This is a genomic window from Microbacterium sp. 22296 (assembly GCF_052045385.1).
Lineage (GTDB): Bacteria > Actinomycetota > Actinomycetes > Actinomycetales > Microbacteriaceae > Microbacterium.
This window is the reverse complement of sequence record NZ_JBQEOS010000006.1, coordinates 62,724-84,831: the sequence shown is the minus strand read 5'-3', so window position 1 is coordinate 84,831 and position 22,108 is coordinate 62,724. Positions and strand designations below refer to the sequence as shown.

The window sequence follows — 22,108 nt, the reverse complement described above, 5'->3', positions numbered from 1 at the left end:
GAATGCGACATCGGAAAGGGCGTCCGCACAGCAATGATCTCTCTCAGCCTCTCCACCATCGCCGACGTGCTCGGCGGCCGTCTCGTCACGCGCCGCGGCGACACCGGCGACACCCTCGTCTCGGGCCCGGTCGACACCGACTCGCGCCTGATCGCGCCCGGTGACATCTTCGTCGCCAAGCCCGGCGAGACCACCGACGGACACCTCTTCGTCGGCACCGCCCGGGAGCGCGGCGCGGCACTGGCGATCGTGGAGCGCGAGCTCGCCGACGAGGTCAGCCAGATCGTGGTGCCCGACGTCGTGACCGCCCTGAGCGACCTCGCCCGCGACGTCGTCGCCCGCGTGCGGGCCGCGGGCGAGTTGAAGATCGTCGGCATCACGGGTTCCAACGGCAAGACGACCACCAAGAATCTGCTCGCCCGCATCCTCGAGGACGAGGGCGAGACCGTGTCTCCGCGGGCGTCGTTCAACAACGAGGTCGGCGCCCCCCTGACGATGCTCCGCGTGACGGATGCCACCCGCTACCTCGTCAGCGAGTTCGGGGCCAGCGCGCCCGGCGCGATCGCGCACCTGGCGGGCCTGGTCACCCCCGACGTCGGCGTCGTGCTCATGGTGGGGATGGCCCACGCCGGCGGTTTCGGCGGCATCGAGTCGACCTTCCACGCCAAGAGCGAGCTCGTTCGGGCCACCCGCGAAGGGGGGCTCGCCGTGCTCAACGTCGACGATCCGCGTGTCGCCGCGATGGAACCGATCGCCCGCGAACGCGGACAGGACGTGCGCTGGTTCGGCCGCAGCGAGCGCGCCGAGGTGCGCGCCGTCGACGTCGAGGTCTCGGCATCGGGGACACGCGCCGAGCTGCTCGTCGACGGGCAGGCCTATACGCTGACCCTGCGGGTGCTGGGCGAGCACCACGTCATGAACGCTTTGGCAGCCCTGGCCGCCGCCACCGCTCTGGGTGTGCCGGCCGCCGACGCGATCGCGCGCCTCGAGACGGTCGAGATCGCCGAGCGCTGGCGCATGCAGCCCCTGGGCTCCGACCGGGTGCGCATCATCAACGACGCCTACAACGCCAGCCCCGACTCGATGGCCGCTGCGCTTCGCACGCTCGCGCAGATCACCGGCCCGGGCGAGCGCACGGTCGCCGTGCTCGGGGCCATGAGCGAACTCGGCGAGTACGCCGACGAGGAGCACGACCGCGTGGGGCTGCTGGCCGTGCGACTGCGCATCCAACGCATCGTCGTCATCGGCCCCGAGGCCCGCCGGATGTACCTCGAGGCGATCGCGCAGGGGTCGTGGGACGGCGAGGCCGTATTCTTCGCCGACGCGGACGCCGCGTACGACTACCTCTCGACCGAACTGCGCGACGGTGATCGCGTGCTGGTGAAGTCGTCGAACTCGGCGGGGCTCCGGCACCTCGGCGATCGTCTGGGAGACTTGTTCGCGTGAGATCACTTCTGACAGCAGCGGCGATCTCGCTCGCCTTCACCCTCTTCCTCACACCGGTGTTCCTGCGATGGTTCCGGCGATGGGGCTGGGGTCAGGTCATCCGCACGCCCGAGAACGTGCACAACCCCTCGCACGGGGCCAAGCGGGGCACGCCCACCATGGGCGGCACGATCTTCATCCTCGGCACGATGATCGGCTACCTCATCGGCTCCTACGCCGGCAACAATCCGCCGACGCTCTCGGGGCTGCTGGTGCTGTGGCTGATGCTCGGGTTCGGCGTCGTCGGCTTCATCGACGACTACATGAAGGTGCGCCACCAGAACAGCCTGGGCCTGTCGGGATGGCGCAAGATCGCCGGCCAGATCATCGTGACGGTTCCCTTCGCGGTCGTCGCCCTCAACTTCCCCAACAGCTTCGGCCAGACCCCCGCCTCGGAGTACATCTCGGTCTTCCGCGACATCCAGGTGCTCTCGCTCTTCGCCCTGGGTCCCGTGCTCGGCTGGCTGCTGTACCTGGCGTGGATCTCGTTCATCGGCACGGCGGCATCCAATTCCGTGAACGTCGCCGACGGGCTCGACGGTCTCGCCGCCGGCTCCGGCATCTTCGTCGTGGGCGCCTACAGCCTCATGGCCTTCTGGCAGAACAAGCAGATGTGCGCCGACGTGCTCGATCCGGCGGTGCAGGCCGGATGCTACGCCGTGCGCGATCCGTTCGACCTGGCGATCGTGTCGGCCGCGTTCGTGGGCGCCCTGGTCGGGTTCCTCTGGTGGAACGCCCCCAAGGCGAAGGTCTTCATGGGCGACTGCGGCTCCATGGCCATCGGCGGGGTCATCGCGGCGATGGCGATCCTCACCCGCACCGAGATCCTGCTCGTGCTGATCGCGGGCGTCTACGTCATCGCCTCGGGTTCCGTGATCCTTCAGCGCGCATACTTCAAGGCCACCAAGGGCAAGCGACTGTTCCTCATGAGCCCGCTGCACCACCACCTCGAGATGCGCGGCTGGCCCGAGGTCACCATCGTCGTGCGCATGTGGATCATCGCCGGCCTCCTCGCCGTCTCGGGCATCGGATTCTTCTACGTCGAATGGCTCTCACGCGTATGACCGACCTGTCCTCCCTCACCAGCTGGCACGCCGACTGGAAGGGCCTGCGCGTCGCCGTGCTGGGCCTGTCGGTCACGGGCTTCTCGGTCGCCGACACGCTCGCCGAACTCGGCGCCGTCGTGCTCGTCGCAACGGAGAGGGCGGACGCCGAGTACGCGCGCCTGCTGCCGGTGCTGGGCGCCGACCTGTACGAGGGGCCGCTGGATGCCGTGCCCGCCGCCCTCGCCGACTTCGCGCCCGACGTGGTCGTCGCCTCGCCCGGCTTCCCGCCGCATCACCCGGTCGTCCGGTGGACGCAGGACGCGGGTATCGCCCTGTGGGGCGACGTGGAACTGGCGTGGCGCGTGCGCGACAAGGTCGTGCGTGCGGACGGGCGTCCGGCCGATTGGGTCCTGATCACGGGCACCAACGGCAAGACCACGACGACGCGGCTCACCGCCGAGATGCTCGTGGCCGCGGGCCTTCGCGCCGTCCCCGTGGGCAACATCGGCACCCCCGTGCTCGACGCGGTGCGCGATCCGAGCGGCTTCGACGCCCTGGTCGTCGAGCTCTCGAGCCACCAGCTCTGGTACCTCAATCTGCAGAGCGGGGACGACGCGCTGTCGCCGCACGCGGCGGTGTGCCTGAACCTCGCCGACGACCACCTCGAGTGGCACGGCGGCGCCGACGCCTACCGCGATGCGAAGGCGGGTGTCTACGCCCGCACGCGCGTGGCGTGCGTCTACAACAAGGCCGACGTCGCGACCCGCACGATGGTGGAGGATGCCGAGGTCATGGAGGGCGCGCGCGCCATCGGCTTCGATCTCGGCGTGCCCGGACCCAGCGATCTCGGCGTCGTCGACGGCATCCTCGTCGATCGTGCGTTCCTCGAGGAGCGGGCCACCTCCGCCCTCGAACTCACCACGGTCGCCGACCTCGCCGCGCAGGGGCTGGCCGCCCCCCACGTCGTGGCCAACATCCTCGCCGCGAGCGCCCTCGCCCGCTCGCTCGGGGCGACGCCGGGTCACATCCACGACGCCCTCGAGCGCTTCCGCCTCGACCCTCATCGCATCCAGGTCGTCGGCGCGCACGCCGGCGTCACCTGGGTCGACGACTCCAAGGCCACCAATCCGCACGCCGCGGCCTCCTCTCTCGCGGCGTACCCCGGCGCCGTCTGGATCGTGGGCGGATTGCTGAAGGGAGTCGACCTGAGCGAGCTCGTGCGCGCACGGGGCGATGCCGTGCGCGCGGCGATCGTGATCGGCACCGAGCGCGGCGACATCGTCGCGGCGTTCGCGCGACACGCCCCGGCGGTGCCGCTGTTCGAGGTCGACCACGCCGAGACTGAGGACGTCATGGCCCAGGTCGTCGAACTGGCGGCGGGTGTGGCTCGGGAGGGAGACACCGTTCTCCTCGCTCCCGCGGCGGCATCCTTCGACCAGTTCTCGTCCTACTCCGACCGCGGCGAACGCTTCGCCGACGCGGTGCGGGCGTGGATCGCGGGCCAGGGCGACGGAGCGACTCGAGCGAACGACTGAGGGGGACACGCGTGACCACGACGGCGCCCCCTCCGCGGCAGGCCCCCGACGCCAACGCTCGCCCCGGTCTCTCGGCCCGGGTCTCGCTGGGACGGGCCTTCCGTCCGGTGTCGACCGAGTTCCTGCTGATCGCCTCGGCGGCGCTGCTGCTGACGGGCTTCGGTCTGGTGATGGTGCTGTCGGCGACCTCGGCCCTGGACGGGGCGCAGAGCCCCCTCGAGCACGTGCTCAAGCAGGGCATCTTCGCGGTGATCGGCATCCCGCTGATGTTCGTGCTCAGTCGGGCGCCGCTGAAGTTCTGGAAGCGCATGGCGTGGCCGGCGTTGATCCTCGCGGTGATGTTCCAGCTGCTGGTGTTCACCCCGCTCGGCGTCTCGGCGAACGGAAACCGCAACTGGATCAACATCGCCGGCATCCAGGCTCAGCCGGCCGAATTCCTCAAGCTGGCTCTGGCTCTGTGGATGGGGTACGTGCTCTTCCGCAAGCAGACCCTCCTGAGCAACTGGCGGCACGTGTTCATCCCGATCGTCCCGGTCGGCGCGCTCGTCATCGCCACCGTCATGGGTGGCAAGGATCTGGGTACCGCGATGATCCTCGTCCTGGTGCTGCTGGGGGCGCTGTTCTTCTCGGGCGTGAAGTTGCGCATCTTCGTCCTGCCGGCGCTCGGCGCCCTCGGCGCGGTCGCCCTGCTGGCGGTCACGAGCCCCGACCGCATGCGGCGCATCATGAGCTTCCTCGACCAGGACTGTCTCGCCAACTACCTCGGCGACTGCTATCAGCCCCTGCACGGTATCTGGGGGCTGGCGGCGGGCGGCATCCTCGGACGGGGACTGGGCAACTCCGCCGAGAAGTACGACTGGCTGCCGGCGGCGGCGAACGACTACATCTTCGCCATCGTCGGTGAGGAACTGGGGCTGATCGGCTGCGTGGTCGTCCTCGGACTCTTCGCGATGTTCGCCGTCGGCGCGTTCCACATCATCCGCCGCACCGACGACCCCTTCGTGCGGATCGTCGCCGGCGGCATCACCATCTGGATCGTCGGTCAGGCCATGATCAACATCGGCGTCGTGCTGCGCGTCTTCCCGGTGCTGGGTGTGCCGCTGCCGTTCATGTCGCAGGGCGGGACGTCTCTGCTGTCGGTGCTGATCGCGTGCGGTGTCCTGCTGTCGTGCGCGCGCACGCTGCCCGACCGCCGCCCGGTCGCCGCCGCCGGGACGCCCCGCCGCGCTCCGGGCCGTCGTCCGACGCGACAGCGCTGACCGGCCCCGCCCCGCGACCTGGCCCGCCTCGCGACCTGGTTCGTCCCGCGACCTGGCCCGCCTCGCGACCTGGCCCGCCTCGCGACCTGGCCCGCCTCGCGACCTAGTTCGTCCCGCGACCTGGTTCGTCCCGCGACCTGGCCCGCCTCGCGACCTGGCCCGTCCCGCGACCTCGTTAGGGTCGTACGGTGACGACTTACCTCCTCGCCGGCGGCGGCACCGCCGGGCACGTCAATCCGCTCCTCGCCGTCGCCGACGGCCTCCGCGCGCGTGACGCCGCGGACGACGTGCTCGTGCTCGGCACGCGCGAAGGGCTCGAGGCACGCCTCGTGCCCCTGCGCGGTTACGAGCTGCTCACGGTGGCGAAGGTGCCGTTCCCCCGTCGCCCCGACCGTGCGGCGGCGGCGTTCCCCACCCGGTTCCTGCGGGCCGTGGCGCACGTGCGGCGGCTCATCCGCGCGCGAGGCGTCGACGTCGTCATCGGTTTCGGCGGATACGCCGCGGCGCCCGCCTACATCGCCGCGCGTCGCGAGCGGGTGCCCTTCATCGTGCACGAGGCGAACGCGAAGCCGGGCCTGGCGAACGTGCTGGGTGCGCGCCGCGCCGCGGCCGTCGGCGTCGCCTTCGCCGGCACCCCGCTGCGCGGTGCGCGGGAGGTGGGGATGCCGCTCCGCCGCGAGATCGTCGACCTCGACGCCGCGGCATCCCGAGCCGAAGCGGCGGCGCACTTCGGTCTGGACGCGGCCCGCCCGACGCTTCTCGTCTTCGGAGGCTCGCTCGGCGCCCTGCGGCTGAACACGGCGTTCGGGGGAGCGTGGCGCGAGGTGCTCGATGCCGGCTGGCAGCTGCTGCACGTGACGGGACAGGGGTCGGACCTGGCCGACCCGGGCGTCGACGGATACGCGGTGGTCCGCTACGTCGACCGCATGGACCTCGCTTTCGCGCTGGCCGACCTCGTCGTCTCGCGCTCGGGGGCGGCCACCGTGAGCGAGATCAACGCCCTCGGCATCCCCGCGGTCTACGTGCCCTACGCCGTCGGAAACGGCGAGCAGAGCCTCAATGCCGCCGCCGCCGTGCGTGCGGGCGCGGCGATCCTCATCGCCGACGCCGACCTGACCCCCGAGCGGGTGCGCGGCGAGATCGTGGCGCTCCTGCGCGACGACGCCCGCCGCACGGCGATGCGGGCCGCCGCCGCCCGCACCGGCATCCGCACGGGCACCGAGAACGTCATCGCGCTGGTCGACGAGGCTCTCGCGCGCTGAGGTCTGCGATCGCGCGACAGGGGCCCGGGCTTCGCAGGCTCTGCGCGGGCGCGCCGGGGCATCTGCGCAGGGTCGGCGACGTAAACTCGCATTCGCCATGATCAGACCCGACCTGAGCCTCCCCCTCCCCGAGGACATCGCCTCCGCCCACTTCATCGGAATCGGTGGATCGGGCATGTCCGGGCTCGCCCGCATGTTCCTCGACCGCGGCATCCGCGTGTCGGGCTCCGACCGGTCCGACAGCGCGGCCCTGCGAGACCTCGCGGCGCGCGGCGCCACCGTGCACGTCGGCCACGACGCCGCCCACCTCGGTGACGCCGACACGGTGGTGCACACCGGCGCCATCTGGCCGGAGAACCCCGAGTTCGTCACGGCGAAGCAGCGCGGGCTGCACGTCATCCACCGGTCGCAGGCGCTGCACTGGCTCATCGGGGGCCGCCGTCTCGTCTCCGTCGCCGGCGCGCACGGCAAGACCACGTCGACGGGCATGATCGTCACGGCCCTGGGCGCCCTCGGCATCGCGCCCACGTTCGTCAACGGGGGAGTCATCGCCGACCTCGGCGTCTCCAGTGGGACCGGCGGCGACGATCTCGTCGTCATCGAGGCCGACGAGTCCGACGGCACCTTCGAGCTCTACGACACCTCGGTGGCGCTCATCACCAACGTCGACCCCGACCACCTCGACCACTACGGCTCACGCGACGCGTTCGACGCCGCATTCGCCCGGTTCGCGGATGCCGCGAGCGAGGCCGTCGTGATCTCGGCCGACGATGCCGGTGCACGTGCCGTGCGCGAGCGCATCACGCACGACGTCGTCGTGACCTTCGGCGAGGACGCCTCCGCCGACGTGCGTCTCAGCGGCATCCGCACCGATGGGCCTGTCGCGTTCACCCTCACCGCCGGCGGCGAGAGCGTCGACGTGCAGCTGCGGGTTCCCGGCGCCCACAACGCGGTGAACGCGGCCGGCGCGGTCGCGGTACTGCGGGTGCTCGGACATTCCCTCGCCGAGGCGGCCCGCGCCGTCGAGGGCTTCGGGGGAACCGTGCGCCGCTTCGAGCTGCACGGTGTCGCGCAGGGTGTCAGCGTGTACGACGACTACGCCCACCACCCCACCGAGGTGGCCGCGGCCCTGTCGGCCGCGCGCACGGTCGTGGGTGAGGGCCGCCTGATCGCGATCCAGCAGCCGCACACCTACTCGCGCACGCAGGAGATGTACCGCGAGTTCGCCGAGGTGCTCGAGGCGCACGCCGACCACACCGTCATGCTCGACGTGTACGGCGCGCGCGAAGACCCGGTGCCGGGAGTCACGGGCGAACTCGTGAGCGGCGCGTTCGCGGACCCCGCGCACGTGCACTACGTGCCCGACTGGCAGGCGGCGGCGGACTACACCGCGCGGATCGCCCGCCCGGGCGACTACGTCATCACCCTCGGCTGCGGCAACGTGTACCAGATCATCCCGCAGGTGCTCGACGCGCTCTCGCGCACCGAGGCCGCGGCGGTCTGAGCGTGAAGCGGCCCTCGCCTCTTCCGCAGCAGCCGGAGTCCGCCCGTCCCGCCGAGCGCGCGGGGCGCCCCGCCGAGCGCCGGGCCGCCCTCGGCGGCGCCGCACCGGTGACGCCGCTCGCGCGGCCGGAGTCGACGGATGCCGAGCCGGATCCGACCCTCGAGGGTGCGGGTTTCCGCGACGTCCTGCGGGCGTCTCGAGCTCGTCGTCGTGCGCTGTCGGCCGAGGTCAAGCGGTTCACGGTGCGCAGTCGCCGCCGGCGCAACCTCTGGATCGGCGTGGGCGCGGCGATACTCGTCACCGTCGCGGGCACGGCCGGCGCGGCGTACTCGCCGTTGTTCGCGGTCGAGCGCATCGACGTCGTCGGCACCTCGCAGCTCGACGCCGCGGCCGTCACCGACGCGCTCGGGGGGCAGCTCGGAACCCCTCTCGCCCTGGTCGACGACAGCGCGGTGAAGGCGGCACTGGTGCGCTTTCCGCTCGTGGAGTCCTACAGCCTCGAGGCACGCCCCCCGCATGACCTCGTGGTGAACATCGTCGAGCGCACCCCCATCGGGGCGATGCAGGGCGCGGCCGGTTTCACGGTGGTGGATGCCGCCGGGGTCGCCCTGTCGACCACCCCCGAGGCCCCGGCCGGTCAACCCGTGCTCGACATCGCCGAGGGGACGGGGTCTGCGGCGTTCCACGCGGCCGGTCGGGTCGTGCGGGCACTTCCCGAAGCGGTCCGTGCGCAGGTCACCGGCGTCTCGGCATCCACCCCCGACGACGTGACCCTGACGCTGGGCGCCTCGGGGTCGACGGTCGTGTGGGGCAGCGCCGAACGTTCGGCCGAGAAGGCGCTCGTGCTCGACCGGCTGATGCAGCAGAGTCCGCCCGACCGCGCCAAGCAGTACGACGTCACCTCGCCCGACGCGGGCGTCGTCCGCTCGTAGCGCCAGGGTCGCGACCCGGGGCGAGGGGTCGGGCGCCGCGGAGGGCGCCGTGCGCGCCGGGGGCGCCGCGCGCAGCCGGCGTCGTGCGAGGGTACGAGGGCAGGCGTCACCCGCGACCCGCCTCCGCACGAAGCCTGCGGCGCACGTGTCGGCAGCGGATCTGAGAGGCGATCGTCCGACACGCCGCGTGTCGGGCGGGCCGCATCCGATCTGCCACCTACCTTCGAGCTAAGGAATTGCATACCGGGCAATTCTTTAACCCTCAACATGAGGATTAAAGTTTCGGGTTCGGGGACAAACGGAGGCCGGCATGAGCCACAACCAGAACTACCTCGCTGTGATCAAGGTCGTCGGTGTGGGCGGCGGCGGCGTCAACGCCGTCAACCGCATGATCGAGCTCGGCCTTCGCGGCGTGGAGTTCATCGCGATCAACACCGACGCGCAGGCGCTGCTGATGAGCGACGCCGACGTCAAGCTCGACGTGGGCCGCGAGCTCACGCGGGGACTCGGCGCGGGCGCCGACCCCGAGGTCGGCCGTCGTGCCGCCGAGGACCACGCGGAGGAGATCGAAGAGGCCCTGCGCGGCGCCGACATGGTCTTCGTCACCGCGGGTGAGGGTGGCGGCACGGGTACCGGTGGTGCCCCGGTGGTCGCCAAGATCGCGAAGTCGATCGGTGCACTGACCATCGGTGTCGTCACCAAGCCCTTCTCATTCGAGGGGCGCCGTCGGCAGAGCCAGGCCGAGGCCGGTGTCGGACGCCTGAAAGAAGAGGTCGACACCCTCATCGTCGTGCCGAACGATCGACTGCTCGAGATCAGCGATCGCGGGATCTCGATGATCGAGGCCTTCGCGACCGCCGACCAGGTTCTGCTCGCGGGTGTCCAGGGCATCACCGACCTGATCACCACGCCGGGTCTGATCAACCTCGACTTCGCCGACGTGAAGAGCGTCATGCAGGGTGCGGGTTCGGCCCTGATGGGCATCGGCTCCGCCCGCGGCGCGGATCGCGCCATCAAGGCCGCGGAACTGGCCGTCGAATCCCCCCTGCTCGAAGCATCGATCGAAGGCGCGCACGGCGTGCTGCTGTCGATCCAGGGCGGTTCGAACCTCGGCATCTTCGAGATCAACGACGCCGCACAGCTCGTCAAGGAAGCAGCCCACCCCGAGGCGAACATCATCTTCGGTACGGTCATCGACGACACCCTGGGCGACGAGGTCCGCGTCACCGTGATCGCCGCCGGTTTCGACGGGGGCGAGCCCTCACTGCGCATCGATCCCGTCGGCGCCCAGCGTCCGGCGTCCACCCCGGTTCTGCCCGCGATCCCCGCCGACGACGTCGCGCGCGATCTCGACGCGGCCGAGGAGCAGAAGGCCACGACCGAGCGCGCCCCCGAGCGTCGTCCGGAGCCGGCACCCGTCACCGCCCGCGTACCCGAGACCTCGTACGACAACGGCTACGCCGACGACGACCTCGATGTGCCCGACTTCCTGAAGTAAGCACGCACGAACTCTCCGACGAAAGCGGGTCCGGTCTCCACCGGGCCCGCTCTCGTCGTCGAAGGAGCCCCATGGACAACGCCCTGGCCGATCGTCTCGCCGCCGTCGACGAGCGCATCCAGGATGCCGCCCGCGCGGCGCACCGCGACGTCGGCGCCATCACCCGGATCGTCGTCACGAAGTTCCACCCCGCGACGCTCGTGGCGGACCTGCACGCACTGGGCGTGCGCGACGTGGGGGAGAACCGTCAACAGGAGCTCACCGCCAAACGCGCCGAGCTCGACGGCGTCCCCGATCTGAAATGGCACTTCATCGGCCAGGCGCAGACGAACAAGGCGCGCGCGGTGCGGGCGTCGGCGGATGCCGTGCACTCCGTCGATCGCGCACGCATCGCCGACGCGCTCGACGGCGCCGACGGTGACGGGCCGCTCGACGTGCTGCTGCAGGTGAACCTCACCGACGACGCGGGCCGCGGCGGGGTCGACCCGAGCGGCGTCGAGGAGCTCGCCGTCCACGTCGCCGGGCTCTCGACCCTGCGTCTGCGCGGGGTCATGGCGGTCGCGCCGCTCGACGAAGAACCCGCCCGTGCATTCGAGCGCCTGCGCCGGTCGGCCGACACCGTGCGCACGGTCGTGCCCGAGGCCGTGTGGATTTCGGCGGGGATGACGGGGGATTTCCCGGAAGCGATCGCGATGGGCGCGACACACCTGCGGATCGGGTCCGCAATCACGGGCCCGAGGCCCCCGCGCGACTAGCCTCAAACCAGACGAGCGAACGGAGGATGCGATGTCGAACCCCCTCAAGAAAACGATGGTGTACCTGGGCCTCGCCGACGAGGAAGAGACCTATGAGGAGACAGCGCCGCAGCCCATCGCGCGCAAGCAGCCCGCACAGACTGCTGCTCCCCTCGAGAAGGCCGCGCCGGTGACCCCCCTGCACCGCCCCGCCGTGGTGCGTCAGCCCACTGCCGGGCCCGTGAGCGAGATCCTCACGGTGCACCCCAAGCAGTACCGCGACGCGCAGACGATCGCCGAGAACTTCCGCGAGGGCATACCGGTCATCATCAACCTGTCGCAGATGAGCGACGCCGACGCGCGTCGCCTGATCGACTTCGCGAGCGGACTCTCGCTCGGGCTGTACGGCCGCATCGAGCGGGTGACGAGCAAGGTCTTCCTGCTCTCGCCCGAGAACATCGCCGTCTCCGGCGACGGTGCGATCGCGCAGGCCGACCCCGAGAGTGTCCCCTTCGCGTCCCAGTAACGCGTCGTGGCCGTCGTGAGCCTGATCGGCTCCCTTCTCAGCGTCGTCCTGTTCATCTACATCGTGATCCTGCTCGCGCGACTCGTGCTCGAGTACATCCCGATGTTCAACCGGGAGTGGCGCCCGCGCGGCGCCACCCTGGTGCTCGCCGAGATCGTCTACACCGTGACGGATCCGCCGATCAAGCTGATCCGTCGAGTGATCCCGCCCCTGCGCATCGGGGGGATCGCGATCGACTTCGGTTTCGCGATCGTGATGTTCGTCTGCTTCCTCCTGCTGAGTGTCACGCGGTCGCTCGCGGCCGCGTGACCTGCGCCACCGCCGCCGTCACTTCGACAGTGCACTTCGACACTGCGGAGGGGCGGCGGCTATGCTGTTCCGAAGCGGTACGCCTCGGTGCGACACCCCCACCCCTTCTTCATCAGAGCTCTCGAAAGAGGAATCACCATGGCACTGACCCCCGATGATGTCGTCACCAAGCAGTTCCAGCACGTGCGTTTCAAAGAGGGTTTCGACCCCGACGAGGTCGACGACTTCCTCGACGAGATCGTCGTCGAGTGGCGCAAGACCATCGCCGAGAACGACGAGCTGAAGAACAAGCTCGCGGCCTACGAGTCCGGCGAGGCCACCCCCGCCGCGACTGAGGCCCCCGCCGCTGAGGTGCCCGCCGCGGCAGAGCCCGTCGTCGAAGAGGCTCCGGCTCCCGTCGCGTCGACGCCGACCTCCGACCTGGAGCCCGCCGCCCAGAGCGCCGGCATCATCGAGCTGGCCCAGCGCCTGCACGACGAGCACGTCGCCGAAGGACGCGCACAGCGCGACCAGCTCGTCAGCGACGCCCAGGCCCAGGCCGCCTCCATCGTGGCCGAAGCCGAGCAGAAGGGCCGCGAAGAGCGCGCCCGTCTCGAGAAGGAGCGCGTCACCCTCGAGGGTCGCATCACCGAGCTCCGCAACTTCGAGCGCGACTACCGCTCGCAGCTGCGTTCGTACATCGAGGGTCAGCTCCGCGACCTCGACACCACCGCGACGTCCTCGGGCTCGACGCCGGTGTCGGCGATCGGTCTGTAGGACCACTCTTTGCGCAGTCGTTCTCCTCTGCGTCCGGCGGCGGCCGGCATCGTCATCGCGATCCTCGCGGTGCTGGTGCTGGCCGCCGACCAGTTGGCGAAGACCGTCGCCATCGACACTCTTCCCCCGGAGCGCGTCGTCCCCGTGCTGGGCGACGCCCTGCAGTTCTACCTCGTCCGAAACCCCGGCGCCGCCTTCTCGCTCGGCGAGGGCGTGACGTGGGTGTTCACCATCGCCTTGGCCGTCGTCGCCGGAGTGATCGTCTTCCTGGCCGTGCGGCGCGTGCGATCGCGGCTGTGGGCCGTCGTCCTGGGCCTGCTCCTCGGCGGGGTGCTGGGTAACCTCACCGACCGCCTCGTGCGCGAACCGGGGTTCCCCGTGGGGCACGTCGTCGACTTCATCTCGACGCCCTGGATGATGCCCGCGATCTACAACGTCGCCGACGTCTTCATCGTCTCCATGATGATCTCCGTCGCGATCCTCGTGCTGGTCGGACTCCGCCTCGACGGCACGCGCGAGACACGCGCGTCGCGGGCGGCCGACGCCGATGGCGAAGTCGAACCGTCACCTGAACAGGGCGCCCGCTGACATGGAGTCGCGGAGCCTCCCCGTCCCCGACGGGCTCGATGGAACGCGCGTCGACCAGGCACTGGCCAAAATGCTCGGGTTCTCGCGGACCTTCGCGGCCGATGTCGCAGACGCCGGGGGAGTGAGCGTCGACGGGCGCACCGTCGGTCGATCCGATCGCCTGCGCGCGGGCACGTGGCTGAGCGTGGAATGGGAGCCCAAGCGCGAACCCGAGATCGTGCCGGTCGCGGTTCCCGACCTCGGGATCGTGCACGACGACGACGACATCGTCGTGGTCGACAAACCGGCGGGCGTGGCCGCGCACCCCTCGCTCGGTTGGGAGGGCCCCACCGTCCTGGGCGCGCTGGCGGCGGCGGGTTTCCGCATCGCCACCAGTGGTCCGGCCGAGCGACGCGGAGTCGTCCACCGCCTCGACGCAGGGACGAGCGGTCTCATGGTCGTCGCGAAGACCGAGCGCGCGTACACGCTGCTCAAGAGCGCCTTCAAAGACCGCGAGGTCGAGAAGATCTATCACGCGGTCGTGCAGGGACATCCCGACCCGCTCAGCGGCACCATCGACGCGCCGATCGGACGGCATCCGCACCACTCGTGGAAATTCGCCGTGACCCCCGACGGCAAGGACTCGGTCACGCACTACGAGACCCTCGAGGCGTTCCCGCGGGCGTCGCTCCTCGAGATCCATCTCGAGACGGGCCGCACCCACCAGATCCGCGTGCACATGGCTGCTCACCGGCACCCGTGCGCGGGCGATCCGCTGTACGGGGGCGACCCCACGCTGTCCGCGCGACTAGGGCTGACGCGGCAATGGCTGCACGCGCACCGGCTCGCCTTCGCGCACCCCGGCACGGGGGAATGGGTCTCGTTCGAGTCGCCCTACCCGCCCGATCTTGCCCACGCGCTGGAGGTCCTCGGAGACGGAGCCTGACGGCGGGTCCGTCATCGGGTTCGGGCGGGTTCGCGCTGAGCGTCGCGTCGTCCGGATCGGGCGATCCTCAGCGCCCGCCTTCGAAGCGCGTCGGGTGATCGTCCAGCGCCGCTCGGACGCGCGCCGACATGTCGGCATCCAGGATCTCGTCGACGACGGTGATCGGATGCCACCCCACCTCGGTCATCTCCCCGTCCACCGGCACGGGTTCTCCCGAGATCCAGCGGCACGCGAAGGTCAGGTCGAGGTAGTCGCTCTGGTCGCCGTTGGCGTAGGTGACCCGCGGGATCTGATGCACCCAGGCGAGCCTGTCGGCCCGAATGCGCACCCCTGCCTCCTCCTCCGCCTCGCGGACGGCGGCGTCGGCGGGTTCCTCCCCAGGGTCGACGATGCCGGTGATCGGCGTGAGCCGCCCGTTGTCGCTTCGGCGCCCGAGCAGCACGTGGCCGTCGCGCACGATCACCGCGGTCACCCCCACGAGAGGGAGGGGACGGATGCCGATGTGACGGCGGAGTTCCAGCACGAAATCGGGGGTGGGCACGCGCCCACCGTAGCCGAGCCGCGCGCGGCGGTCATCGCCGGCTGGGCGTCCGCCCCGAACATCCGGGAGCGATGTCGGGGGCCGAACGTACACTCGGTACGTGGCAGCTGACTCCTTCGCTCACCTTCACGTGCACAGCGAGTACTCGATGCTCGACGGGGCCGCACGCATCGGCCCGATGGTGCAAGAGGCCGTCAAACTGGGCATGCCGGCCATCGCGGTCACCGACCACGGCAACACCTTCGCGGCCTACGAGTTCTACAAGACCGCCAAAGACGCCGGCATCAAGCCCATCATCGGTATCGAGGCGTACGTCACCCCCGGCACGCACCGTTCCGACAAGGCACGGGTGCGGTGGGGTACGCCCGAGCAGCAGGGCGACGACGTCTCGGGTTCGGGTGCGTACACGCACATGACGCTGCTGTCCGAGACGACCGAGGGAATGCACAACCTGTTCCGCTTGTCGTCGCGGGCGAGCATGGAGGGGTACTACTTCAAGCCCCGCATGGACCGCGAGCTTCTGCAGACGTACGGCAAGGGGCTCATCGCCACCACGGGCTGCCCCTCCGGTGAAGTGCAGACGCGGCTCCGCCTCGGCCAGTACGACGCCGCACGCGCCGCCGCGGCGGAATTCCAAGACATCTTCGGCAAAGACAACTACTTCGCCGAGATCATGGACCACGGCCTGTCGATCGAGCGGCGGGTCATGACCGATCTGCTGAAGATCTCGAAAGACCTCGGCATCCCTCTCGTCGGCACGAACGACCTGCATTACACCCACCAGCACGACGCGACGAGCCACGCGGCCCTGCTGTGCGTGCAGTCGGGCTCGACGCTCGACGACCCCAAGCGCTTCAAGTTCGACGGCGACGGCTACTACGTCAAGTCCGCCGCCGAGATGCGCCAGGTCTTCCGCGACAACCCCGAGGCGTGCGACAACACGCTGCTCATCGCCGAGCGGTGCGAGGTCGAGTTCGACACCTCCGCCAACTACATGCCGCGCTTCCCCGTCCCCGAGGGCGAGACCGAGGGCAGCTGGATGATCAAAGAGGTCGAGAACGGCCTCCACGACCGCTACCCCGGCGGCATCCCCGACGCGGTGCGCAAGCAGGCCGAGTACGAGACCGACGTCATCCTGCAGATGGGGTTCCCGGGCTACTTCCTCGTGGTCGCCGACTTCATCAACTGGGCCAAGAACAACGGCATCCGCGTGGGGCCCGGGCGTGGGTCGGGAGCCGGCTCGATGGTCGCGTACGCGATGAAGATCACCGACCTCGACCCGCTGCAGCACGGCCTGATCTTCGAGCGCTTCCTCAACCCCGACCGCGTCTCGATGCCCGACTTCGACGTCGACTTCGACGACCGCCGCCGTGGCGAGGTGATCCAGTACGTCACCGAGAAGTACGGCGACGAGCGCGTCGCGCAGATCGTCACCTACGGCACCATCAAGGCCAAGCAGGCCCTGAAAGACGCCGGGCGCGTCCTGGGCTTCCCGTTCAGCATGGGCGACCGTCTCACCAAGGCCATGCCTCCGGCCGTGATGGGCAAAGACATGCCCCTCGACGGCATGTTCAACCCCGAGCACCCGCGCTACAAAGAGGCGAGCGAGTTCCGTACCCTCATCGAGACCGACGCCGAGGCCAAGACGGTCTTCGACACCGCCCTCGGACTCGAGAACCTCAAGCGCCAGTGGGGCGTGCACGCCGCCGGCGTGATCATGTCGAGCGAGCCGCTCATCGACATCATCCCGATCATGCGCCGCGAGCAGGACGGCCAGATCGTCACGCAGTTCGACTACCCCGCATGCGAGTCGCTCGGCCTGATCAAGATGGACTTCCTGGGGCTGCGCAACCTCACGATCATCAACGACGCCCTCGACAACATCGCGGCCAACCGCGGGCACCCCCTCGTGCTGGAAGACCTCGACCTCGACGACACGGCATCCTACGAGCTCCTCGCGCGCGGAGACACGCTGGGCGTGTTCCAGCTCGACGGCGGGCCCATGCGGTCTCTGCTCAGGCTCATGCGCCCCGACAACTTCGAGGACATCTCGGCGGTGCTGGCGCTCTACCGCCCCGGTCCCATGGGCGTGAACTCGCACATCAACTACGCGCTGCGCAAGAACAAGCAGCAAGAGATCGAGCCGATCCACCCCGAGCTCGAGGAGCCGCTGGCCGACATCCTCGACACGACCTACGGCCTGATCGTGTATCAGGAGCAGGTCATGGCGGTCGCCCAGCGCGTCGCCGGCTACACGCTCGGCCAGGCCGACCTGTTGCGCCGCGCGATGGGCAAGAAGAAGAAGAGCGAGCTCGACAAGCAGAAGGAGATCTTCTTCGGCGGCATGACCGAGCGCGGGTTCGGCGAGGTCGCGCAGCAGACGCTGTGGAAAGTGCTCGAGTCGTTCGCCGACTACGCCTTCAACAAGGCGCACACCGCGGCCTACGGTCTCGTGTCGTACTGGACGGCCTACCTCAAGGCGCACTATCCCGCCGAGTACATGGCCGCCCTGCTGACCAGCGTCGGCGACTCGAAAGACAAGATGGCGGTGTACCTCAACGAGTGCCGCCGCATGGGCATCAAGGTGCTGCCGCCCGACGTCAACGAATCGATCCGCTTCTTCGCCGCCGTCGGGGAAGACATCCGCTTCGGTCTCGGCGCGGTGCGCAACGTCGGCACCAACGTGGTCGACGGCATCGTGTCTGCCCGACAGGATGCCAAGTACACGTCGTTCCACGACTTCCTGTCGAAGGTTCCGATGCACGTGGCCAACAAGCGCACCGTGGAGTCGCTGATCAAGGCGGGCGCGTTCGACTCGCTCGGATCGACGCGCCGCGCGCTCGTCGAGGTGCACGAGGATGCGTGCGAGGGCGCGGTGCTCGACAAGCGTCGGGAGGCCAACGGCGAGGTCGGGTTCGACTTCGACTCGCTGTGGGACGAACCGCAGCAGGTCGTGAAGGTGCCCGAGCGCCCGGAGTGGACCAAGAAGGACAAGCTCGCGTTCGAGCGCGAGATGCTCGGACTCTACGTCTCCGATCACCCGCTCGCGGGCCTGGAGGTGCCCCTCGCCAAGCACGCGTCGACCTCCATCCACGACCTGCTGGCATCCGAAGACGTGCAGGACGGCGATCAGGTCACGGTGGCCGGTCTGCTCACCAGCGTGCAGCACCGCGTCGCGAAGCAGAGCGGTAACCCCTACGGCATGATCACCGTCGAAGACTTCAACGGCGAGGTCACCGTGATGTTCATGGGCAAGAACTACGCCGAGTTCGCCCCCGCGCTCCAGGCCGACTCGATCCTCGTCGTGCGCGGCCGGGTATCGCGACGCGACGACGGCCTCAACCTGCATGCGCAGAGCGCATTCGCGCCCGACCTCGAAGGACTCGACGAGACGGGCGGTCTGACGCTCATGGTGCCGGAGCAGCGCGCGAACGAGGCGCTCGTCGGCGAGCTCGCGCAGATGCTGCGCCGACATTCGGGTTCGACCGAGGTCGTTCTCAAGCTGCACAAAGGCGGGACCGCCAAGGTGTTCGAGGTGCCGATGCCTGTGCGGGTCACGGCCGACCTCTTCGGTGAGCTGAAAGGTCTGCTCGGACCGAACTGCCTCGGCTGAACCGCCCCCGAATCTCTCGCTGCAAGCCCCCGCGGATGCCGACGAGCCCGTGTTTAGGATGACCAGGCGCTCCGGCTACCTGGTGAAAGGATCATCGTGACCGATCAGAACCCCCACGACGGGAACACCCCCGACGATCGTGAGAGTCTCGCCGCGCCCGTCGACGAGACGCCCGCCCACGACACCCCCGTGCCGTCTCCGCGTGCGGGGGAGCACCGTTCCGTACCGGCGTCCGCCCACGCCAACTCCGGCGCGCGCGATCACGACCACCTTCCTCGCACCGCTGATGCCCCGCAGTACGGCGTCGGACCGTTCTCCGTGCGCGAGGTCGCCCTCCTGGGGATCTGGGTCGTCTCCTTCTTCGTCTCGTTCTTCCGGGTCAACATCCTCGATTCCCCGTCCGGCGTGCTCATCGGCGGTCCGAATGTCTGGCTGTCGGGCTTGTGGTGGATCCCCACTGTCGCGCTCCCGACCGTCGCCGTGGGTCTGCTGGTGCTCCGCCGCCTCTCGCCCCAGGGCATCCGTCGTGTCGGCTCGCTCGGCATCGACCAGTTCGCCTCGGTCGCGTTCACCGTCTCGGCGTTCGTCTGGGTCTCCTGGGTGTGGGACACGGTCGTGATCTTCAACGAGACCGGCATCTGGACGCGGTCGTGGGTCATCTGGGTCGAGGCCGTCGTGCTGCTCGCGGGCATGGTGCTGACGGTCTTCGGGCCTCTCGTCCCGCCTTTCGCGCAGGACTTCCGGGGCCGCGAAGAGGTTCCCGCCCACCGCAGCGCTCGCCCGATCCGTCCCGTCGTCGCCCGCCCTCGCGCACCGCGCGTCCCTCGTGCCCCCCGGCGCGGCGAAGCGGACCACGCGTCATCCCGCCCGGGCGACGAGTTCGCTCCGCGTCACGGTGCCGCGGCCACGCCCGGCAGCTACACCGGATCGACCGACATCGCGCGTGACGAGGCCGCTCCGCGCACGACGGTGCTTCCCGCCCCCGTCGGGGACGACAACGACACCGACGTCTTCGCCCCCCTGCGCGCGAATCGCGACGAACACGACGACGACGCGCCGCGCCGCGACACGTCCCGCTCCCACGACGCGCATCACTCCGACGACGCGTACCGTTCCGACGACGCCGTCGAGGACGATCGGCGCGTCGACGACGGGCGGGTCGGCGATGGCCGCCACGACGACCGGCGTCACGACGGCGACCGTCACGGCGAGCAGGGCCGCTCCGGGTACGTGCGCGACGGGCAGCGCGGGGCGGAGGAGCCGCACCACGCGTCGGCCGAGTCCCGCGACCAGCACCCCCACGCACAGGCGTTCTGGGCTCTCGCTCCCGAGCAGCGCGAGATCGTCGACGACTACGGCACGCCGATCTTCCACATCGGACCCACGGCGTGGGCGCTCGTCGTCGAAGACCGAGGCGAGACGTTCGTGGTGCGCCACGACGACGGACGCATCGGCTATCTGCACGACGTGTCGGGAATCACGCGCGGCTGACCCGCGCCCCGCGAGCCGCCCGCCGTGTGCGCGGCGACTCGCGGGCGCAGCCCGCGGGTCGCTCAGCACGGCGGACCCGGTCGCGCGCGTCTCGCCGCCCGAGCGGCGAGGGGCGCACGATCTGCGTCGTTCGGCACGCCGCACCGGGTTGCGAGGGTCTCGCCGCCCGAGCGGCGAGGGGCGCAGGTTCGACCTGTCTGAGCGTTGTACGACGAGAGGCGTTCCCCGACTGAGCACCGTCTGCGAGCCGCCCGCCTCGCGCGGAGCACCGCGCGCGGGGCCGGTAGCCTGGGACGCATGCTCCGCACGATCGATCTCCGCGGCCGCGTGCTCTCGCCGGCCGAGCTCCTCGCCGTCGTCCCGCGTGCCGACGCCGCGCGTGACGAGGCCCTCGCCACGGCTGCGCGTCTCGTCGACGATGTCGCTCACCGCGGTGAAGAGGCGTTGCGCGAGCAGGCCGCCCGGTTCGATCGGGTGGTCGACCACGCCATCCGCGTCCCCGCCGATCACCTGGAAGAGGCGTTGCGCAACCTCGCACCCGAGATCCGCGCGGCCCTCGATGTCGCCATCGAACGCGTGCGGACGGCATCCGCCGCGCAGGTGCCCGCACCCGTCGTGACGGACATCGGTGTCGGTGCCCGGGTGACCCAGCGCTGGCAGCCGGTTCGCCGGGTCGGGTTGTACGTGCCCGGCGGCAAGGCCGTCTATCCCTCGAGCGTCGTGATGAACGTCGTCCCGGCCCAGGTCGCGGGCGTGCGCGAAGTCGCCCTCGCCTCACCACCGCAGTCTGCCTTCGGCGGGCGCGTGCACCCCGTCATCCTGGCCGCCGCGCACCTGCTGGGCGTCACCGAGGTGTACGCGATGGGCGGGGCCGGCGCCATCGGCGCCTTCGCCTACGGGGTGTCCGAGATCGGTCTCGACCCGGTCGACGTCGTCACCGGGCCCGGCAACAACTTCGTCGCCTCCGCCAAGCGCGCCGTGGCCGGCCGTGTCGGCACGGACTCCGAGGCGGGGGCCACGGAGATCCTCGTCGTCGCCGACGACGGCGCCGCCCCGGGCCTGATCGCCGCCGACCTCGTCAGCCAGGCCGAGCACGACGAGCAGGCGTCGGCGGTGCTCGTCACCGACTCCGCCGTGCTGGCCGAAGCGGTGCAGGCCGCACTTCCCGCGCGCGTGGAAGCGACGCGCCACAGCGAGCGCGTGACCGCCGCCTTCCACGGTCCGCAGTCGGCGATCGTGCTCGTCGATGACATCGCGCAGGCCACCGCGTTCAGCAACGCCTACGCTCCGGAGCACCTGGAGCTGCACCTCACCGACCCGCGCCCCGAGGAGTTCGTCAACGCGGGAGCGGTCTTCGTCGGCCCGTACACGCCCGTGAGCCTGGGCGACTACCTCGCCGGCAGCAACCACGTGCTCCCCACCGGCGGTCAGGCACGCTACGGGGCGGGGCTGTCGGCGGCGACGTTCCTCAGGCCGCAGCAGGTCGTGGAGTACGACCGCGCGGCGCTTTCCGAGGTCCGCGATGCCATCGTCGTCCTCGCCGAGGCCGAGGCGCTGCCCGCGCACGGCGAGGCCGTGACGGCGCGCTTCGAGGCGTAATCGTGCACTGCCCGTTCTGCCGTAACCCCGACTCCCGGGTCATCGACTCCCGCACGAGCGACGACGGCCTCAGCATCCGTCGGCGCCGCCAGTGCCCCAAGTGCGGGGGACGGTTCTCGACGGTCGAGACGGCGAGCCTGAACGTCATCAAGCGTTCGGGTGTCGTCGAGCCGTTCAGCCGCGAGAAGGTGATGTCGGGTGTGCGCAAGGCGTGTCAGGGCCGTCCGGTCACCGACGCCGACCTCGCCGTGCTCGCTCAGCGGGTAGAGGAGGCGATCCGGCAGACGGGGTCGTCGCAGATCGAGGCGAACGAGATCGGCCTGTCAATCCTCGGTCCTCTCCGCGACCTCGACGAAGTCGCCTATCTGCGCTTCGCGAGCGTCTACCAGGCGTTCGACTCCCTCGAGGACTTCGACGCGGCGATCGCCCAGCTGCGCGCGGATCACGCCGACCGCGACACCGCCTTCGCGGACGACGACCCCGACGGGCGTCCAGTAGCCTGACG

The 22,108-nt window shown here is 70.3% G+C and carries 19 protein-coding genes; 18 read left to right on the top strand and 1 reads right to left on the bottom strand.

Annotation, left to right across the window (positions count from 1 at the left end):
* Positions 1 to 33 precede the first annotated feature (33 nt).
* The 14 genes from ACTJJP_RS12580 (at position 34) to ACTJJP_RS12515 (ending at position 14,359) form a co-directional block, all read left to right on the top strand.
* Positions 34 to 1,446, top strand: a complete 1,413-nt coding sequence (locus ACTJJP_RS12580) for a UDP-N-acetylmuramoyl-tripeptide--D-alanyl-D-alanine ligase (protein ID WP_440775338.1) — start codon at positions 34 to 36, stop codon at positions 1,444 to 1,446.
* Positions 1,443 to 2,549, top strand: coding sequence for a phospho-N-acetylmuramoyl-pentapeptide-transferase (mraY, locus tag ACTJJP_RS12575; protein ID WP_243222662.1), 1,107 nt, complete (start codon positions 1,443 to 1,445; stop codon positions 2,547 to 2,549). The genes ACTJJP_RS12580 and mraY overlap by 4 nt, the downstream gene beginning before the upstream one ends.
* Positions 2,531 to 4,066, top strand: coding sequence for a UDP-N-acetylmuramoyl-L-alanine--D-glutamate ligase (gene murD, locus ACTJJP_RS12570; RefSeq protein WP_440775337.1), 1,536 nt, complete (start codon positions 2,531 to 2,533; stop codon positions 4,064 to 4,066). The genes mraY and murD overlap by 19 nt, the downstream gene beginning before the upstream one ends.
* 11 nt (positions 4,067 to 4,077) lie before the next feature.
* Complete coding sequence (ftsW, locus tag ACTJJP_RS12565; RefSeq protein WP_440775336.1) at positions 4,078 to 5,325, top strand: putative lipid II flippase FtsW; 1,248 nt, start codon at positions 4,078 to 4,080, stop codon at positions 5,323 to 5,325.
* Positions 5,326 to 5,513: 188 nt separating this feature from the next.
* Positions 5,514 to 6,587, top strand: a complete 1,074-nt coding sequence (locus ACTJJP_RS12560) for a UDP-N-acetylglucosamine--N-acetylmuramyl-(pentapeptide) pyrophosphoryl-undecaprenol N-acetylglucosamine transferase (RefSeq protein ID WP_440775335.1) — start codon at positions 5,514 to 5,516, stop codon at positions 6,585 to 6,587.
* Between the two features lie 97 nt (positions 6,588 to 6,684).
* A complete protein-coding gene (murC, locus tag ACTJJP_RS12555; protein WP_440775334.1) occupies positions 6,685 to 8,091 on the top strand; it encodes a UDP-N-acetylmuramate--L-alanine ligase in 1,407 nt (468 codons plus the stop codon).
* Positions 8,092 to 8,093: 2 nt separating this feature from the next.
* Complete coding sequence (locus tag ACTJJP_RS12550) at positions 8,094 to 9,023, top strand: FtsQ-type POTRA domain-containing protein (RefSeq protein WP_440775333.1); 930 nt, start codon at positions 8,094 to 8,096, stop codon at positions 9,021 to 9,023.
* Between the two features lie 310 nt (positions 9,024 to 9,333).
* Positions 9,334 to 10,521 carry a cell division protein FtsZ gene (ftsZ, locus tag ACTJJP_RS12545; RefSeq protein ID WP_440775332.1) on the top strand — a complete coding sequence of 396 codons (1,188 nt, stop codon included), beginning with the start codon at positions 9,334 to 9,336 and terminating at the stop codon, positions 10,519 to 10,521.
* Positions 10,522 to 10,592: 71 nt separating this feature from the next.
* Positions 10,593 to 11,276, top strand: coding sequence for a YggS family pyridoxal phosphate-dependent enzyme (locus ACTJJP_RS12540; RefSeq protein ID WP_440775331.1), 684 nt, complete (start codon positions 10,593 to 10,595; stop codon positions 11,274 to 11,276).
* Positions 11,277 to 11,307: 31 nt separating this feature from the next.
* Positions 11,308 to 11,781: a cell division protein SepF gene (locus ACTJJP_RS12535; RefSeq protein WP_440775330.1), complete on the top strand. Its 474-nt coding sequence runs from the start codon at positions 11,308 to 11,310 to the stop codon at positions 11,779 to 11,781.
* Between the two features lie 6 nt (positions 11,782 to 11,787).
* Entirely contained in the window at positions 11,788 to 12,090 is a 303-nt protein-coding gene (locus tag ACTJJP_RS12530) for a YggT family protein (RefSeq protein ID WP_440775329.1), read from the top strand.
* 138 nt (positions 12,091 to 12,228) lie between these two features.
* Positions 12,229 to 12,846: a DivIVA domain-containing protein gene (locus tag ACTJJP_RS12525; protein WP_440775328.1), complete on the top strand. Its 618-nt coding sequence runs from the start codon at positions 12,229 to 12,231 to the stop codon at positions 12,844 to 12,846.
* 9 nt (positions 12,847 to 12,855) lie between these two features.
* A complete protein-coding gene (lspA, locus tag ACTJJP_RS12520) occupies positions 12,856 to 13,434 on the top strand; it encodes a signal peptidase II (protein WP_440775327.1) in 579 nt (192 codons plus the stop codon).
* 1 nt (position 13,435) lies between these two features.
* Complete coding sequence (locus ACTJJP_RS12515) at positions 13,436 to 14,359, top strand: RluA family pseudouridine synthase (RefSeq protein ID WP_440775326.1); 924 nt, start codon at positions 13,436 to 13,438, stop codon at positions 14,357 to 14,359.
* A gap of 67 nt (positions 14,360 to 14,426) precedes the next feature.
* Here ACTJJP_RS12515 and ACTJJP_RS12510 read toward each other — a convergent pair whose 3' ends face one another.
* Positions 14,427 to 14,900, bottom strand: coding sequence for an NUDIX hydrolase (locus tag ACTJJP_RS12510; protein ID WP_440775325.1), 474 nt, complete (start codon positions 14,898 to 14,900; stop codon positions 14,427 to 14,429).
* A gap of 148 nt (positions 14,901 to 15,048) precedes the next feature.
* Here ACTJJP_RS12510 and dnaE point away from each other — a divergent pair, with 148 nt between their 5' ends.
* The 4 genes from dnaE (at position 15,049) to nrdR (ending at position 22,106) form a co-directional block, all read left to right on the top strand.
* On the top strand, positions 15,049 to 18,513 hold the full coding sequence (gene dnaE, locus ACTJJP_RS12505) for a DNA polymerase III subunit alpha (RefSeq protein WP_440775446.1): 3,465 nt from the start codon (positions 15,049 to 15,051) through the stop codon (positions 18,511 to 18,513).
* Between the two features lie 96 nt (positions 18,514 to 18,609).
* Positions 18,610 to 20,004 (top strand): hypothetical protein, encoded by a 1,395-nt coding sequence (locus ACTJJP_RS12500; RefSeq protein WP_440775324.1) that lies wholly within the window; start codon positions 18,610 to 18,612, stop codon positions 20,002 to 20,004.
* A 297-nt stretch (positions 20,005 to 20,301) separates the two neighbouring features.
* A complete protein-coding gene (gene hisD, locus ACTJJP_RS12495; protein WP_440775323.1) occupies positions 20,302 to 21,603 on the top strand; it encodes a histidinol dehydrogenase in 1,302 nt (433 codons plus the stop codon).
* A 2-nt stretch (positions 21,604 to 21,605) separates the two neighbouring features.
* On the top strand, positions 21,606 to 22,106 hold the full coding sequence (gene nrdR / locus ACTJJP_RS12490) for a transcriptional regulator NrdR (RefSeq protein WP_440775322.1): 501 nt from the start codon (positions 21,606 to 21,608) through the stop codon (positions 22,104 to 22,106).
* Positions 22,107 to 22,108 lie beyond the last annotated feature (2 nt).

Bases quoted from the DNA above. Each gene is read 5' to 3' on its own strand.
- ACTJJP_RS12515 (WP_440775326.1), top strand. From the start codon at position 13,436: ATGGAGTCGCGGAGCCTCCCCGTCCCCGACGGGCTCGATGGAACGCGC.
- dnaE (WP_440775446.1), top strand. From the start codon at position 15,049: ATGCTCGACGGGGCCGCACGCATCGGCCCGATGGTGCAAGAGGCCGTC.
- hisD (WP_440775323.1), top strand. From the start codon at position 20,302: ATGCTCCGCACGATCGATCTCCGCGGCCGCGTGCTCTCGCCGGCCGAG.
- ACTJJP_RS12580 (WP_440775338.1), top strand. From the start codon at position 34: ATGATCTCTCTCAGCCTCTCCACCATCGCCGACGTGCTCGGCGGCCGT.
- ACTJJP_RS12535 (WP_440775330.1), top strand. From the start codon at position 11,308: ATGTCGAACCCCCTCAAGAAAACGATGGTGTACCTGGGCCTCGCCGAC.
- murD (WP_440775337.1), top strand. From the start codon at position 2,531: ATGGCTCTCACGCGTATGACCGACCTGTCCTCCCTCACCAGCTGGCAC.
- ACTJJP_RS12540 (WP_440775331.1), top strand. From the start codon at position 10,593: ATGGACAACGCCCTGGCCGATCGTCTCGCCGCCGTCGACGAGCGCATC.
- ftsZ (WP_440775332.1), top strand. From the start codon at position 9,334: ATGAGCCACAACCAGAACTACCTCGCTGTGATCAAGGTCGTCGGTGTG.
- murC (WP_440775334.1), top strand. From the start codon at position 6,685: ATGATCAGACCCGACCTGAGCCTCCCCCTCCCCGAGGACATCGCCTCC.
- ACTJJP_RS12525 (WP_440775328.1), top strand. From the start codon at position 12,229: ATGGCACTGACCCCCGATGATGTCGTCACCAAGCAGTTCCAGCACGTG.